Source organism: Campylobacter concisus (assembly GCF_002913225.1).
Classification (GTDB): Bacteria; Campylobacterota; Campylobacteria; order Campylobacterales; family Campylobacteraceae; genus Campylobacter_A; species Campylobacter_A concisus_J.
This window is the reverse complement of sequence record NZ_PPAW01000018.1, coordinates 21867-37871: the sequence shown is the minus strand read 5'-3', so window position 1 is coordinate 37871 and position 16005 is coordinate 21867. Positions and strand designations below refer to the sequence as shown.

General features: G+C 42.5%; 17 protein-coding genes. 11 read left to right on the top strand and 6 right to left on the bottom strand.

Annotated elements, in window-relative coordinates:
- Window positions 1-69: 69 nt before the first annotated feature.
- The 8 genes from gap to CYP26_RS04180 all read left to right on the top strand — a co-directional run bounded on the left by gap (window position 70) and on the right by CYP26_RS04180 (window position 8854).
- Window positions 70-1068, top strand: a complete 999-nt coding sequence (gene gap / locus CYP26_RS04220; protein ID WP_103630490.1) for a type I glyceraldehyde-3-phosphate dehydrogenase — start codon at window positions 70-72, stop codon at window positions 1066-1068.
- Between the two features lie 16 nt (window positions 1069-1084).
- Window positions 1085-2284, top strand: a complete 1200-nt coding sequence (locus tag CYP26_RS04215) for a phosphoglycerate kinase (RefSeq protein WP_103630489.1) — start codon at window positions 1085-1087, stop codon at window positions 2282-2284.
- 3 nt (window positions 2285-2287) lie between these two features.
- Window positions 2288-2971 (top strand): triose-phosphate isomerase, encoded by a 684-nt coding sequence (locus CYP26_RS04210; protein ID WP_103630488.1) that lies wholly within the window; start codon window positions 2288-2290, stop codon window positions 2969-2971.
- Window positions 2972-3188: 217 nt separating this feature from the next.
- Window positions 3189-4007 (top strand): enoyl-ACP reductase FabI, encoded by an 819-nt coding sequence (gene fabI, locus CYP26_RS04205; RefSeq protein ID WP_103630487.1) that lies wholly within the window; start codon window positions 3189-3191, stop codon window positions 4005-4007.
- Between the two features lie 80 nt (window positions 4008-4087).
- Complete coding sequence (locus CYP26_RS04200; RefSeq protein ID WP_103630486.1) at window positions 4088-4756, top strand: DUF2625 family protein; 669 nt, start codon at window positions 4088-4090, stop codon at window positions 4754-4756.
- Between the two features lie 881 nt (window positions 4757-5637).
- On the top strand, window positions 5638-6660 hold the full coding sequence (locus CYP26_RS04190; RefSeq protein WP_103630484.1) for an NADH:flavin oxidoreductase/NADH oxidase: 1023 nt from the start codon (window positions 5638-5640) through the stop codon (window positions 6658-6660).
- A 130-nt stretch (window positions 6661-6790) separates the two neighbouring features.
- A complete protein-coding gene (locus CYP26_RS04185; protein WP_103630483.1) occupies window positions 6791-8137 on the top strand; it encodes an FAD-dependent oxidoreductase in 1347 nt (448 codons plus the stop codon).
- Window positions 8138-8140: 3 nt separating this feature from the next.
- Window positions 8141-8854 (top strand): DUF4272 domain-containing protein, encoded by a 714-nt coding sequence (locus CYP26_RS04180; RefSeq protein ID WP_258031405.1) that lies wholly within the window; start codon window positions 8141-8143, stop codon window positions 8852-8854.
- A 34-nt stretch (window positions 8855-8888) separates the two neighbouring features.
- Here CYP26_RS04180 and CYP26_RS04175 read toward each other — a convergent pair whose 3' ends face one another.
- The 6 genes from CYP26_RS04175 to CYP26_RS04150 all read right to left on the bottom strand — a co-directional run bounded on the left by CYP26_RS04175 (window position 8889) and on the right by CYP26_RS04150 (window position 13139).
- A complete protein-coding gene (locus CYP26_RS04175; protein ID WP_181000860.1) occupies window positions 8889-9647 on the bottom strand; it encodes an energy transducer TonB in 759 nt (252 codons plus the stop codon).
- 37 nt (window positions 9648-9684) lie between these two features.
- Complete coding sequence (gene exbD / locus CYP26_RS04170) at window positions 9685-10068, bottom strand: TonB system transport protein ExbD (RefSeq protein WP_103630481.1); 384 nt, start codon at window positions 10066-10068, stop codon at window positions 9685-9687.
- Entirely contained in the window at window positions 10055-10483 is a 429-nt protein-coding gene (exbB, locus tag CYP26_RS04165) for a TonB-system energizer ExbB (RefSeq protein ID WP_103630480.1), read from the bottom strand. The genes exbD and exbB overlap by 14 nt, the downstream gene beginning before the upstream one ends.
- A gap of 183 nt (window positions 10484-10666) precedes the next feature.
- Window positions 10667-11323 (bottom strand): cysteine hydrolase family protein, encoded by a 657-nt coding sequence (locus CYP26_RS04160; protein WP_103630479.1) that lies wholly within the window; start codon window positions 11321-11323, stop codon window positions 10667-10669.
- Window positions 11323-12309, bottom strand: a complete 987-nt coding sequence (locus tag CYP26_RS04155) for a sensor histidine kinase (RefSeq protein WP_103630478.1) — start codon at window positions 12307-12309, stop codon at window positions 11323-11325. The genes CYP26_RS04160 and CYP26_RS04155 overlap by 1 nt, the downstream gene beginning before the upstream one ends.
- Window positions 12306-13139 carry a DUF234 domain-containing protein gene (locus CYP26_RS04150; protein WP_021092061.1) on the bottom strand — a complete coding sequence of 278 codons (834 nt, stop codon included), beginning with the start codon at window positions 13137-13139 and terminating at the stop codon, window positions 12306-12308. The genes CYP26_RS04155 and CYP26_RS04150 overlap by 4 nt, the downstream gene beginning before the upstream one ends.
- A 110-nt stretch (window positions 13140-13249) precedes the next feature.
- Between CYP26_RS04150 and CYP26_RS04145 the strand changes: the two genes are divergently transcribed.
- The 3 genes from CYP26_RS04145 to thiE are packed head-to-tail and all read left to right on the top strand — an operon-like array spanning window position 13250 to window position 15930.
- Window positions 13250-14578, top strand: a complete 1329-nt coding sequence (locus CYP26_RS04145; RefSeq protein WP_103630536.1) for an aminotransferase class V-fold PLP-dependent enzyme — start codon at window positions 13250-13252, stop codon at window positions 14576-14578.
- Window positions 14565-15323, top strand: a complete 759-nt coding sequence (gene thiD, locus CYP26_RS04140; RefSeq protein ID WP_103630537.1) for a bifunctional hydroxymethylpyrimidine kinase/phosphomethylpyrimidine kinase — start codon at window positions 14565-14567, stop codon at window positions 15321-15323. The genes CYP26_RS04145 and thiD overlap by 14 nt, the downstream gene beginning before the upstream one ends.
- Window positions 15316-15930, top strand: a complete 615-nt coding sequence (gene thiE / locus CYP26_RS04135; protein WP_103630477.1) for a thiamine phosphate synthase — start codon at window positions 15316-15318, stop codon at window positions 15928-15930. The genes thiD and thiE overlap by 8 nt, the downstream gene beginning before the upstream one ends.
- The last annotated feature ends 75 nt before the right edge of the window (window positions 15931-16005 follow it).

Sequence of the window (16005 nt, the reverse complement as noted above, 5' to 3'; positions counted from 1 at the left end):
GCCTTGTTTATATTTGTTTTAAAATTCTTTTTTGTAGAATTAGGCGTAATTATATCAAAAGGAGCTAAGATGTCAGTTAAAGTAGCAATAAACGGCTTTGGGCGTATCGGTAGGTGTGCTGCGCGTATTATTTTAGAGCGTGATGATGTTGAGCTTGTCGCTATTAACGACACCGCAACAAGGGATATGACGAGGTACTTGCTCAAATACGACAGCGTTCATGGCGAATTTAAGCAAGACGTTAAGGTGATAAGCGACGATTTTATAGAAGTAAACGGCAAAAAGATAAGAGTTTTTTCTACAAGAGATCTAAACGAGCTTAGCTACGCAGACTACGGCGTAGACGTGGTTTTAGAGTGCACTGGCAAGTTTTTAACTACCGAAAAATGTGAGCCCTATCTAGCTCGCGGCATCAAAAAAGTCGTCATGAGCGCTCCCGCAAAAGACGACACAGCGACATTTGTAGTTGGCGTAAATGACGATAAATACGCAGGCGAGGCGATCGTCTCAAACGCAAGCTGCACTACAAACGGCCTAGCTCCAGTAGCAAAGGTGCTAAACGATAAATTTGGCATCGTAAAGGGGCTGATGACTACGATCCACGCATATACAAATGGTCAGAGCCTAGTTGATGTAAAAGCTAAAGACTTCCGCCGCTCACGTGCTGCAGCGCTAAATATCGGACCTACGACTACCGGAGCTGCAAAAGCTATCGCTAAAGTGCTTCCAGAGCTAAGCGGCAAACTACACGGCCAAGCAGTGCGCGTGCCAGTGGCAAACGTCTCAATGGTCGATCTAACGGCGGTTTTAAAAAGACCAGCTAGCAAAGAGGAGATAAACGAGGCATTTAGGGCGGCTGCGGAGTCAAATTTAAAGGGAATTTTATTCGTTGATGACGACTACAGAGTTAGTAGCGACTTTTGCACAAGCACCTTTAGCAGCATCGTAGCTAGCGACACTACGCAGGTTATTGCTGATGATATGGTGAAGGTCTTTGCGTGGTACGACAACGAGTGGGGCTATTCAACAAGGCTTGTTGATCTTGCTAAGATCGTGGCTACAAAGTAAATTTAAAGGGTAAAAAATGAGTGATATTTTATCGATCAACGACCTTGAGCTTAATGGTGCAAAAGTCTTTATAAGGTGCGATTTTAACGTGCCTATGGACGAGTTTTTAAACATCACTGATGACCGCAGGATCCGCTCAGCGATACCAACTATCCGCTACTGCCTAGATAACGGCTGCAGCGTGGTTTTAGCTAGTCACTTAGGGCGTCCAAAAAATGGTTACGAAGAGAAATTTTCACTTCAAGGCGTGGCAAAAAGGCTATCAAGATTGCTTGATAGAGAGGTGATATTTGCTGAAGATGTGATCGGAAATGACGCTAAGACAAAGGCTGGGGCGCTAAAAGCTGGCGAAATTTTGATGATAGAAAACTTACGCTTTGAAAAAGGCGAAACCAAAAACGATGAAGCTTTGGCAAAAGAGCTTTCAGAATTTGGCGAATTTTACATCAATGACGCATTTGGCGTTTGTCACAGAGCTCACGCATCGGTTGAAGCGATCACTAAATTTTATGATGAAAAGCACAAGGCAGCGGGATTTTTACTACAAAAAGAGATAAATTTCGCTCAAAATTTGATAAAACATCCATCACGTCCATTTGTCGCAGTTGTGGGCGGCAGTAAGGTTAGTGGTAAGCTTCAAGCATTGCATAACCTTTTGCCACGTGTTGATAAGCTGATAATTGGCGGTGGCATGGCATTTACATTTTTAAAATCACTTGGCGAAAACATCGGAAATTCGCTCCTTGAAGAAGAGCTCATCGAAGATGCAAGGCAAATTTTACAAAAAGGCAAAGAGCTAGGAGTGAAAATTTATCTGCCAGTGGATGTCGTCGCTGCTCAGACATTTTCAGCTGAAAGTGCCGTAAAATACGTCCCAGCGCAGGAAATCCCAAATGGCTGGATGGGGCTTGATATCGGGCCAGCGTCCATTAGGCTATTTAAAGAGGTCATCGCCGATGCGCAAACCATCTGGTGGAACGGACCTATGGGCGTTTTTGAGATGGATAAATTTAGCAAAGGCAGCATCAAAATGAGCCACGCCATCATCGACACTCACGCAACTACCGTTGTTGGCGGCGGCGATACGGCTGACGTGGTCGAGCGCGCAGGAGATGCTGACGAGATGACATTTATCTCAACTGGCGGCGGTGCTAGCTTGGAGCTAATAGAAGGCAAAGAGCTGCCTGGCATAAAACCGCTTAGAAAAGAGGAGTAGGTCTTGAAATTTCTAGCGAATTTAAAGTGCAACCATACAAGAGAGAGCTTTAGAGAGTACGCGAAAATTTTAGACGCAAATTTAAGCGCAAACGACGACGTGAGCGTATTTGCTCCAGCTAGTGCCTTTGATGAAAAAAGGCATATTTTTAGGCTTGGGGCGCAGAATTTCTACCCGTGCGAGAGTGGGGCATTTACTGGCGAGATCGGCAAGGTGATGCTTGATGAATTTGAGATCAAAGACGTGCTGATCGGTCACTCTGAAAGGCGTGAAATTTTAAATGAAAGCGAGGAGTTTTTACGAGCAAAATTTGACTTTGCCGCAAAAAATGGCTGGAATGTCATCTACTGCATCGGTGAAAATTTAAGCACAAATGAAAGCGGAGCGACCAAAGAATTTCTAAGCCGCCAGCTTGAAAATATAGACCATGGCTATAAAAATTTAGTCATAGCCTACGAGCCGATCTGGGCGATAGGAACCGGCAAAAGCGCTAGCATAGAGCAGATAGATGAGGTGCTAAGTTTCTTAAAGACAAAGGCAAACGTGCCGCTACTTTACGGCGGAAGCGTCAATGCAGCAAATATCGCTGATATCGCAGGTATAAAAAGCTGCGATGGGGTGCTGGTAGGGACAGCCAGCTGGGACGCGAATAATTTTCTAGGGCTTATTAGCGCGGCATCTCGCTGATAAATTTAAACGATCTTGCAAATTTCACCCTGTGACAGGCTACCTGCCTAGTCTTGGGATGAAATTTGCTGCGAAACATTTAAATTTACCTAGCGATATATCCGCTTGTTGGTTTGTTTAAATTTCGAAACGCAAATTTAAACATCTGGAGTTACGTGATACTGTCGCTATTAAATTTGGTTTAAAATTTGAATTGCAAAATTTTAAAGGAGAAATGATGATTTTAAAAGGTAAAAAAGGTCTGATCGTCGGTGTTGCTAATGCTAAATCAATAGCTTATGGCATTGCAAAAGCTTGTCACGATCAAGGTGCGCAGATGGCATTTACATACCTAAATGACGCTCTTAAAAAGCGTGTAGAGCCGATCGCTGAGGAGTTTGGTAGCAAATTTGTCTACGAACTTGACGTAAATAACCAAGCACATTTAGATGGGCTTGCTAGCCAAATCAAAAAAGACCTTGGCGAGATCGATTTTGTCGTGCACGCTGTGGCTTACGCACCAAAAGAGGCGCTTGAGGGCGAGTTTGTAAATACCACAAAAGAGGCATTTGATATAGCGATGGGCACTAGTGTTTATTCGCTGTTAAGCCTTACTCGCGCGGTCCTACCGGTTCTAAAAGAGGGCGGCTCGGTGCTAACTCTTACATATCTTGGCGGACCAAAATTTGTGCCACACTACAACGTCATGGGCGTTGCAAAAGCGGCACTTGAGAGCTCAGTCCGCTACCTAGCACACGACCTTGGCGCTAAAAATATCCGTGTAAATGCGATCAGCGCAGGCCCTATCAAAACGCTTGCGGCAAGCGGCATAGGTGACTTTAGGATGATTTTACGCTATAACGAAGTAAATAGCCCACTAAAACGCAACGTCACCACAGAAGACGTCGGTAACAGCGCTATGTACCTACTTAGCGACTTAGATAGCGGCGTAACAGGCGAAGTTCACTACGTAGATTGTGGCTACAACATCATGGGCATGGGCGACGTAGCTACCGACGCTGAGGGCAACACTATCCTAGCTTGGGACGCAAAATAATCTACTGATATAAATTTTGGCGGGGTGGCTCGCCAAATTCTTCTTTTAAATTTCACCAAATTTATCGCAAGGACAGAAAAATGAGAGCTTTAGACGAGCTTATAGATACAAATGAGCCAGGCTGGGCGCTGATCGAAGAGTGGCTAAAAGAGGCCAAAAACGACTATGAAATTTTGCCTCGCGATGAGAGCAGGGCGCAAAGTGAGCTTTTAGGGCTTCAGGTCACCACTCGCTCGCCGATGGGAGCGCTTGTTTATGGGTGCGGCGGTGTTGTGATAGATGGCGGCTGGCTGCGTGTGCTAGGCTCTGGATGTGAGCAGATGAAGCGCGGAATTTACAGCTTTAATCTTGGCAAAAGCTTTAGCCAAGCAGGGCAGATGCCTAGCTATTTGCTCGTGGCGGACGATGTTTTGGGCGGATTTTTCGCGGTAAATGGCGGCGCCTTTGGAGGTAAAGCTGGCAACGTCTTTTACTACGCACCAGATAGTGGCAAATGGGAAGATACGCAGCTTGGCTACTCGCAGTTTTTATACTGGGCGTTATGCGGCGATATATCTAAATTTTACGAGCTTTACTGCTGGGATGGCTGGCGCGAAGATGTGAGAAATTTTAGCCTTGATAAGGTTATGTTTGCGCTACCACCACTTCTTTGGCAAGACGCAGACGTAAGGCTAAGGCTAAAAGATATGAAAAAAGACGGCGTTAATATCGATGAGTATTTTGCTTCTTTGTTTAAGGGGGAGAAATAGATAAATTTTAGTAGCTTTACAAATTTTAAAAACTTTCATTCACTCGCCTTAGTAACTTACCAAATTCAGGTCTCGTTATCATTTGCCACTAAGTTTAGAGCCGTGATATGCTCGTTCATAAATTTTAAAATTTGAGGGAGACTTTCTAGAATAGAACGCATGTAGTGCGAAGCGCTATCGCATGCACCTCTAACGTGCGAGGGGATTGTGGGATTTAAAAAGGGGGATAAGGGGACGGCCTCGTAACTCAAGTCCCCTTGTCTCCCTTTTGGATAAAAGAGTTTTTAAATTTAAGGTCTGTATTTTTAAAAGAGAAATTTGCTATTTTGTAAATTTTAAAATTCCATTCACTCGCAAGAATTGACTACTAAAATTTGGCTTCGCTTACAGCTTAGCTCAAATTTTAGAGTCGAAATTACTCGTTCATGAAATTTTAAAATTTGTCTAACGCTCACCGATACGCAAACGCATGCAGTGAGAAGCACTAAATATGCACCTCTAACGTTGTCGAGGGCTTTACTTCGACTTTGTCTCATAACTGCGGGTAGACAGGGGATTGTTAAGGGGAAGGGAGCTTCTTTGTTTCGCTAGCTCGCAACTGCAAGCAGACCGTAATTCAAGCCCCTTCCCCCTTAACAAAGAAATAAAACTTTAAATTTTAAAAATCTTTTTTGCAAATTTTAAAATTCCACTCACTCCCAAGAATTGACTACTAAAATTTGGCTTCGCTTACCGCTTAGCTCAAATTTTAGATCCGAAATTACTCGTTCATGAAATTTTAAAATTTGCTTGAACTTTCTAAGTCACAAGAGATAAATTCCTGCAAATCCAAGAATTTAAACAAATATCTTAAAATAATCAAAAAATTTAAAGGAAATTTCATGCAAAATAAGCTTTTTTCGCCGCTTAAGATAGGCGGCATCGAGATCAAAAACCGCATTATCATGGCTCCTATGTGTATGTATGAGGTCAAAAAAGATGATGGCCGTCCAAGGTGCTTTCACAAGCTACACTACGCTACAAGGGCGATCGGTGGTGTCGGTATGATCATCGTTGAGGCGACAGCTGTGGAGGCGCGCGGCAGGATCACCAAAAAAGACCTTGGGCTTTGGAGTGACGAGCAGATCGATGCTCACGCGGAGCTAGTAAAGGGCTGCGCTAAATATGGCGCCAAAATGGCCGTCCAGCTTGCTCACGCTGGCAGAAAGGGCACGTGTGAAGACATCATTGCGCCAAGCATGATCAAATTTAGCGATGACTACGCCACGCCAAAAGAGATGGGCGCAGGGGATATCGCAATCGTCAAGCAAAGCTTTGTGGAGGCGGCCATTAGGGCAAAGAGCGCAGGATACGAGGCTGTGGAGATACACGCAGCGCATGGATATTTGATAAATCAATTTTTATGTGCTGGCACAAACAAGCGAAGTGACGCATACGGCGGCACTTTTGAAAACCGCATAAGGCTGCTGCTTGAAATTTTAAAAGAGATCAAGGCTGGCGCTAATATCACTGTTGGTGTTAGGATAAGTGCAAGTAGCTGGCTTAAGGGCGACTGGGACGTAGAGGAGAGCGTAAAGCTAGCACGTGAGCTAGATAAAAATGGAGCTGACTTCATCCACGTCTCAGCTGGCGGTGTCTATGCAAAAGTTGATAGCGCGCCAAAATTTATACCTCTTTATCAGGCTGGCTACGCAAAAGCGGTGAAAAATGCAGTTAAAATCCCAGTTATCGCAGTCGGCCTCATCACAAAGGCAAGCGAGTGCGAGGCGTTGCTGCTTGGTGATGTCTGCGACGGCGCGGCGCTTGGCAGGGAGCTACTACGCAACCCATATTTTGCTTTTGGCGCCATGAAAGAATTTGGCGAAAGCGACAAAATAGAAAACGCCTATAAAAGGGCATACTAAGATTTTATGGCAAGGTGAGAGCCTTGCCAAATTTCACTTTTACACAGCCTATTTTTCACACCTCGCTTTTTGCTGTTTGATTTAAATTTAATATAGTATCATTTGTGTAACTAAACTTTCAGGGGAGAAAATGAGGCAAAAGCACTTTGAGGTGGCAATTGTTGGAGCGGGCATTAGCGGGACGGCACTCTTTTACGAGTTGGCTGCATTTAGCGATATAAAAAAGGTCGCGCTTTTAGAAAAATATGACGGCGTAGCGACGCTAAATTCAAGCGGCAAGGGCAACTCGCAGACCATCCACTGCGGCGATATCGAGACAAACTACACGTTAGAAAAGGCAAAAAAGGTCTCACAAGTGGCAAACATGCCGGTAAAATACGCTCTAAAATACAACTTAGAGGGCAAATATATGTTTGCTCATCAAAAGATGACGCTAGCCATCGGAGATGCCGAAGTAGAGCGCATCAAGGAGCGATATGAGAGCTTTAAGGAGCTATTTCCTTATCTTGAAATTTATGATAGAGAGAAGTTAAAGCAGATCGAGCCAAATGTCGTTTTTGACGCAAATGGCAACGAGCGACCTGAAAATATCATTGCTATTGGCGCGCAAAATGGCCAGTATACGACGATGGACTTTGGTGGCGTGGCAAATTCGCTCGTGCAAAATGCGCTAAATTTAGGTGGCGAGGGCTATGAGATCAGCCTAAGTTCAGAAGTGACTGATATGAAAAAGGTGGGCGATACATTTCATATCAAGATAAATGACGGCGAAGTGATCACTGCAAACTACGTCGTAGTAGATGCTGGAGCACACTCGCTATTTTTAGCTCACAAGATGGGTTACGGCCTTCATCTTAGCACGCTGCCAGTTGCTGGAAGCTTTTACTTTGCCAACAAGCGCCTGCTAAACGGCAAAGTCTATATGGTGCAAAACGATAAGCTGCCATTTGCCGCACTTCACGGCGACCCAGACATCCTAGCTAATGGCAACACTCGCTTTGGTCCAACAGCTCTTGTCATACCAAAGCTTGAGAGATTTCACGGCTGTTCTAGCTTTTTTGACTTCTTAAAGTGCCTAAAATTTGACAAAAACGTCCTTGAAGTCTTTACAAATTTACTAAAAGACGAGGACATCAGGTCATATATTTTACGAAATTTCTTGTTTGAAGTGCCATTTATCAATAAAAAAGAATTTGTTAAAGACGCTAGAAAGATCGTGCCAAGACTAAGCGAAAATGACCTAAGCTACGCTGTAAATTTTGGTGGTGTAAGGCCACAGGTGATCGACCGCAACAAAAAAAGGCTCGAGCTTGGTGAGGGCAAGATCAGCACAGGCGAGGGCATAAGCTTTAACATGACGCCAAGCCCGGGGGCTACTAGCTGTTTTGAAACGGCGAGGGCTGATATGGAGGAAATTTGCAAATTTTTGGGCAAAAATTTCGACGAAGATAAATTTAACGCCGAGTTTTTTGGGTAGGAAATGGGAGTGTTTGATATTTTTAAAGGAGGTGCAGATATGCCAAAAACAGCACAACAAAGAAAAGATGAGAATATAAAAATTTTAAAGCAAGAGGGCGTAGCGGTGCTTGAGAGCTTGCCGCTTCGCTATGAAAATGATGAGGTTACGCCAAGAGATATTGACGAGATAGTAAGGCGCGCAGTTTGCTCATTTACAGCGATAATGTGTGCTTGCACGATCCGTGATGAGGGCTCTTTGGGCGAAGAAAATATGGCGTGGGCAAAGAGCTTTTTGGGTGAGGCTTACGACGGACTAAGCGTAAAAGAAAAAGAGGTCGTTGAAGACAGAGCCGATATGAACACGGCTGTGAATATGGGCTGGAAATATGAGTCGCTTTGGATATTGCTTTGGGCGCTTGGCATAGCTGAAGATATCGGTCAGATGGATAAAATTTGTGACTGTGAGTTTGTGATGAATGTCTTTAGAGAGGGTGGGCTAAAAAGCCGCTCAAAGCTTCGTAGTATGGATGAAATTTTAAGCAAGCTCGATCTAGTTTATCGCTACCACTGGGCGTGTGTAAATGCAAGAGTAAATGGCACAAAGGCGGCTGGACTTGACGAAGAGGTCGTTATGGAGAGGCGAGCAAGGCTTGAGTGGCTATGCTGCAAAGGGCAAGAAAATGACGATTTGAGCGCTGAATTTAACGCTTGGGACTATCCTGATCTAAACACTTGATATAAGAAATTTTAAGCTCATTTGAGCTTAAAATTTATTTTAATGTAAACGCTATCGGAAAGCGAAGATAGCGGTCTTCTTTTGGTTTTGGAAACTCAGAGCTTGCTTTTAAGATATTTTCTATCGCCCCTTTATCAAGCGACTCAAAGCCAGAGCTCTTGCTCACTTTAAGCTCATCTACCGAGCCATCAGTTTTAAGCAAAAATCTAACTTCAACAACGCCTTGGTGTCTCATGCGCCTTGCGTTACTAGGGTAGTTTTTGTGTTTTTTAACAGCAGCTATGACCTTGCTAAAGTCCTCGTCGCTTTGTGCGTTTGCTAAATTTAGCTCTTGCGCTACTTTTTGAGCTGGAGCTGAGGCGATAGACTTATTATTTGCTGGTAAATTTGTATTTACAGCAGGTGCTGGGGTCGCGATAGGAGCTGGTGCTGGTTCTGCTTGAGGCTCAGCCTTTGGCTCAATTTTTGGCTCAGGGCGAGGCTCTGGCTTAGGTTCTAGCTTTTTCTCCACTTTTTTTGGCTCAGGTTTAGGCTTTTCTATCTTTTTTGGCTCTGGTTTTGGTAGTGGCTTTGGCTCAACTTTTGGCTCAGGCTTAGGCTCTGGCTTTGGAGGCTCTGGCGGTGGCGGAGGAGCTGGCGGTGTTGGCTCAGGTATTAGCACTTGTTCGCTTATCTGCGGAGCCGTGGTCTCTGGTACAAATGAGTTAAGAGATATCTTGATGGGCTTTTGCTCAGATACCTTTATCTCAAAGTGGTGATGCACCATTATAAAATAAAGCGCCACGCTATGCACCAGCAGCGAGACAACTAGGCCGGTATAGTTTGAAATTCTATTCAGAGACTGTTTGGATTGCAAAGTTTTCGTGTCCCTTTTCTTTTAATATATCTATCACTTTTACAAAACTATCAAATTTCGCGTTTTTGTCGCTTTTTAGCTGCACTAAAGTCTTAGTATCAATGGTGTTTAGCTTCTCTTTTAGCTCATCTGTGCTAACTTCCACGTCGTCTATGAAAAATTTATTATCTTTATCGATAATCACACTCACTTTTTTCTCGTCTTCTTTTATCTGCTCTGTGCTATTAGCACTTGGTAGATCGACCGCGATCTTACCTTGAGCGATGAAGGTCGAGATGCTTAGCACTATGGCTAGCAAAACGAGCATGATATCGATAAATGGGACGATATTTAGCCCGTCTTTTTTATTTAGACGCATTTTGAGCCTTGTATCTGTTTATCATGACGTCTACTTTTCTGATAAAGCCATTGTAGATCATAAGCGTCGGGATCGCCACAAGCAGGCCAAATGCGGTCGCTTTTAGCGCTAAAGAAAGACCGATCATGATACTTTTTGTATCGATGCCACCAGCCATACCCATGTCGTAAAATGTGATCATAATGCCAGCAACTGTACCAAGAAGCCCGATATATGGGGCATTTGAGTAGATGATGTAAAGTGTGGTTAAATTTTTTGTCAGCGCCTCTTCAAGAGTTTCTATGCTTGCGTAACCATTTATATTAACGCGTGAGTAAAAAATAATACGCTCTATCGTATACCAAAGCACAAAAAAGCTCATAACGCCTAAAATACCGATGATTATGTGATCGATATGATGTTTTAAAAGTTCCATAATACCTCTTAGTGTGAAATTTTTGTGTTATTATAACTTGTAATGATAACTAATGTCAAATATTTTTTAGAAAAAAATGAGAAAATTAAAATTAATTTATTTTGTTTTACTTGAATTTAAGAATATAACGGCTTTTAAATTTTAAAAAGAGCTGATAATCATTTTTGTTTAAGAGCTAGAAATTTAAAGCTCTAGCTCTTTTACCACACGTGCATTCAGTGCCATTTGCATGTGGTGTAAAAATACATTTTGGTAAAAATCACCACTATGCCCTGGTGCATCGTAGGTTTGGACTAAATTTGCAGGCACGATGATCTCTCTTTTTAAATTTTGCTCATTTGCGCTAAGTCTTAGGTGAGAGACAAGCTGATATACGCACATATCGGTGCAGTCACCCATGATGACAAAGCTGTCAAATTTACCTATAAATTTATTAAATTCCTGCGAATAAGCGATGCTAAGTGAGTTTTTGTAAAAAATTTTCATCTCATCAAAAAAGTCTAAATTTCGTAGCTCATCAACTGCCTCTGCCTCATCTTGCCCTTTTAAAGCATGAGCTGGGAAGCTCGCAAACTCAGCTGAATTTGGCTCATGAGCATCTTGGATGAGGATGTAGTTTTTAAGGTCAAATTTCTCTCTTGCTAGCTTAAAAGTATCTGCTATAAGGCTTGCTAGCTCGCCTACACGCTTGCTAGCTAGTGCGCCTTCAGAGCAAAAGCCATTTATCATATCAACGCTTATAAAGGCAACTTTTTCGCTGCCATTTTTAAAAATTTCGCTAAATTTAAGCGCCTTTAGGCCATTTTGCCACGCATTTAGCTCATCTAAAATTTCTCTCATCACTTCTCCTTTATAGGTAAATTTATACAAAATGTCTTTGGCTCAAGGGTTATCTCTATGCTGCCCTTGTGCGCCTCGATGATCTGCAAGCAAAGGTGCAGCCCTAGGCCATTGCCCTTTAGTTTGCTCGTCTTAAACGGCTCAAAGACGATATTTTCATTTTTTATAGAGACACCGCTGTCATAAACTATAAATTTATGTTCATTTGGCGTCTTTTCGTAGCTTAGTCTCACCACACCTTCGTCGTTTTCGTCCTCTTCGATGGCGTCTATGGCGTTAAATAAAATGTTTTGAAAGACCATCGCGATGAGGTCAAAGTCGCCACTATAAAGGGCGTCAGGGAAATTTAGCTCAAAAGTTATATCTTTTGAATACTCATAAAATTTAAGCGCCTCTTGGCACTCGCTTTTGATATCTAAAAAGTTAAATTCCTTTGGCGTGATACTAAGCCCTTTTGTAAAAAGAAGTGTGGCTTTGATGATGCGCTCAACTCGCCAAATCCCATTTTGTATCTGCTCGACGATAGGCAAAATTTTTGGCTCGGCTCTTTTTAAAAGGGTGGAATTTAAAAGCGAGATAGAGCCTATGGGGTTTCTTATCTCGTGAGCTAGGTGCGCTGCTACTTGACCCATCGAGGCTAGGCGCTCGGTGCGTTTTTCCTGCGTTATGTCGGTAGCAGAGATGATCTTTTTATCATCTTTGACCACCTTTTTTACTAGAAAAATTTGTGAGCCAAAATTTAGCTCGCCCTCATCTTTTGGGACGAAATTTAGCGCTTTGCCAAGCTTTTGCGCCTCTGAGTTTTGCAAGAAAATTTCATCATTTTCATCAAGTACCCAAATGGCATTTGGCAAAATTTCCACGATATCTTTTATAAAACCTTGCAAGCTCATATAAGAAGCGGTCAAATTTTTATACTCACGCTCTATCAGATAGGTCTGCTCTATTAGGCTTTTTAGGCCATTTTGTATATCGATATCACTCACAGCAACTCCTCATAATCTTTTATCTCATAAAGCCTAAGCCGCTCATCTTTTAAGCCCAAAAGCTCGTTGCTAAAGCCACTTTTTGAAAAAAGTGCGATGATATCAGGCTTTATGCCTAGCCTTTCGCACTTGTGAAGCACTAAATTTAAGACATTTTTGCAAATTTTTCGCTCTTTATACTTTGCTTCGCCGACTATTATCTTGCCATTTATGCTAAAAAGCATGTCTAGCTCTATATTTTTGCTCCAAAATGAACTTAACAAAATGCCGTTAAATCCAAGCTTTTTAGCCATTAGTTCGCCACTTAAAAGCTCAAAGCCAAGGCTCGCGTACTCGTCAAATTCTCTTTTTATAAGCTCTAAAATTTCTTCACTCCTGCCCTCTTTTAAAAGGCTTAAATTTGGCTCGATAAATCTAAACCAAAACCTTGAAAAATGGCTATTAAAATGAATTTTATCCTCTATCTTATAAGCTCGCTCGCTCTTTTTTAAAATTTGGCGTTTGTTTTTTACTCGTGGCTTTTCTTGGCTCTTTTCAAGCACTAAAAAATCCTTGCTAAAAAGCTTTGCATAGACCCTATTTGTCATGCTTTGGGGCAAAATTTTATTTACGCTAAATTTCTTTCTGTCGCTTCTAGCAAGTTTAATAAGAGCCATTTTGATGGCCTCGTCGCTGTCCTCGTCAAAGTAAAACCTAGCCATCAAATTTTTATAATCATCTAAAATTTCAGCCCTGATCGCCTCAAAAACATCGTAATATGAGCCCTTTAATAAAAAGTCATCAAAAACAAGATGAAATTTTATAACTTCAGCAATACCAAGGTGTTTCATCCGCTCAAATGTCGATTTTATGGCTAAAATTTCGTATCCTTTGTGTGGCGGATTGTAGCATATTTTTAGAAAATTTTAATTATAATCACGCAAAAACTAAAAGGCTAAAGTTGGTAAATTTAGAGCACATTAGAAGAGATATTATTTTAAAAAAAGGGATACATTATTTCGACTACACCGCCTCAGGACTTGCGTATAAACCCATCGAGGACGAGGTCGCCGATATCTTAAAAACCTACGCCAACACCCACTCGCTAACATCATCAAACGCCTATAAAACGCAGCTTTTATATGATAACGCTAGAAGCGAGCTAAAGCGCGCATTGGGGCTTGATGATAGGTTTTATCTCATAGCCACTGGATACGGTGCCACTGGTGCGATCAAGAAATTTCAAGAGCTTTTGGGGCTTTACGTGCCTCCAGCTGCTAAAAGAAGGTTTGATCTAAAGCCAAACAACGACTCGCCGCTAGTCATCCTTGGACCTTATGAGCACCACTCAAATGAAGTGAGCTTTAAAGAGGCGCTTTGCGAGGTTGAGCGCATCAGACTTGCAAAAGACGGCAGTATCGACCTATCTCACTTGGAGCAAATTTTAAAGATAAACCAAGGGCGCGAGATCATCACTAGCTTTAGCGCAGCCTCAAACGTCACAGGCGTCATAAGCGACTACAAGCAAATTTACACGATGGTTAAGAAATTTGGCGGTATCGTGGCATTTGACGTGGCGAGCCTTAGCGCCTATGCAAATTTAGACTGCGACTACTTTGACGCGCTTTTTATCTCGCCGCATAAGCTTCTTGGCGGAGTTGGCAGTTGTGGGCTACTGGTCATCAAAAAAGTGCTAGCAAATGACGATGTGCCAAGCTTTGCAGGCGGTGGCACGGTAAGCTATGTGAGCAAAAACTACCATATATTTTTAAAGGATCAAGAGGCACTTGAAGAGGCTGGCACACCGCCTATTTTGGGGCTCATACGTGCAAATTTAGCCTACAGACTAAGAGAAGAGATAGGGCTTGCGACTATCTACGAAAACGAGAGCGAGCTTAGCGACTATCTTTGCCAAAGGCTAAGAGAAATCCCAGAGCTTATAAGCTACTGCCCACCAAATTTAAAGCGCCTTGCCATTTTTTCATTTAATGTAAAAAACGTAGCTCCATACGAGCTTTCAAAAATTTTAAGCAAAGAGTATGGCATACAAACACGCGCTGGCTGCTCGTGCGCAGGCTCATACGGACATGATCTTTTGGGGCTAAAAGAGGATCCAAGCTTCACCCACAAGCCAGGCTGGGTGAGGGTCAGCCTGCACTATACGCACACCTTTGAGGATATTGATTATTTGGTGAGTGCGATCAAGAAAAGTATCGAGAAATACGCACTTTCGTGGCAGGTCAAAGACCCTTTTGACGTAAAAGAGATAAGTGGGTGTGTCGGTGAGTAAGAAAAATGTTTTGATAGTTGCTGGAAGCGACAGCGTCGGTGGCGCAGGAGTGCAGGCGGATATAAAAAGCTGCGAGGCATTTGGCTGCTTTAGCGCAAGTGTCATCACAGCCGTGACCGCGCAAAATACAAATGGCGTTAGCAGCGTGCTTGCGATGCCAGCAAAGATGGTAAAAACTCAGTTTGAGATGGTGCTAGCTGAGCTTGATATAGACGCTGTGAAGGTTGGTATGCTCTTTAACGAGGAGATAATAGCCGTTGTAAGCGCGTTTTTAAAGGAGTTAAGAGCTAAAAATGTGCCGGTTGTCATAGACCCAGTTTGCGTGGCAAAGTCGGGTGCAAAACTGCTTGAAGACGCAGCGATCGAAGCGCTAAAGGAGCTATTAAAGCTCGCAAGTGTCGCCACGCCAAATGTAGATGAGGCTAGGATTTTGGGTATTAATTTTACAAATTTGCCTTGCGATATGGTGCTAAAGCGAACGAAGGTTGATGAAATTTGCGAGGATACGCTCTATCTAAAAAATGGTGGCGTGATGAAATTTAGCGAGGAGCTTTTTGGGCCAAAGGTGATGCATGGGGCTGGTTGTAGCTTCTCAAGCTCGCTAGCGGCCATTTTAGCGCAGCAAAGTGATCTAGTAAGCGCCATAAAAATGGCTAAAAAATTTGTGGCAAACGGGATAAAAAATGCTCATAAAAGTAAATTTGGAGCACGGCTTATAGATCATAAAGCGGGGCTTAATGGCTGAAATTTACGCTATTAGCGATGATATTTTAATGCCTGAAAATTTGGCTTTGGACTACACTAGAGAAATTTTAGAGTGTGGGGTTAAATTTTTTCAGTTTAGGTCAAAAAAAGCGGTCAAAAACGAAAAGCTTGCAAGTGAAATTTTAAATTTATGCGAGAAATTTGGCGCGAAATTTATCGTAAATGACGATGTCAAATTTGCTAAAAAGATAGGCGCAAAGGCCGTTCATCTAGGCAAAGACGATGAGGGCATAAAAGAGGCGTTTGAGATTTTGGGCAAAGACGCATACGTGGGCGTTAGCTGCTATAACGATATAAATTTAGCCATAAATGCCGCTAAAAACGGCGCTAGCTACGCTGCTTTTGGCTCTGTTTTTACAAGTCCTACAAAGCCAAATGCCCCAAAATGTGATTTCGAAGTGGTTAAAGAGGCAAAGCAAATTTTAAACCTACCTGTTTGCGTCATAGGCGGTATAAATGAGAGAAATATCGGCTCACTTTCCCATGCAAATCCTGATCTCATCGCTGTCATCTCAGCAATCTACAAAGACGGTAACATCAAAGAAAATATCAAAAATTTACAAAAGATAATCAAGGCAAATTTCTAAGCCTAAGCGGTTTTTGTAAAATTTGTTTTGAAAATTAGCAAAACACAAATCACATAGGTAAAATTTAAATTATAA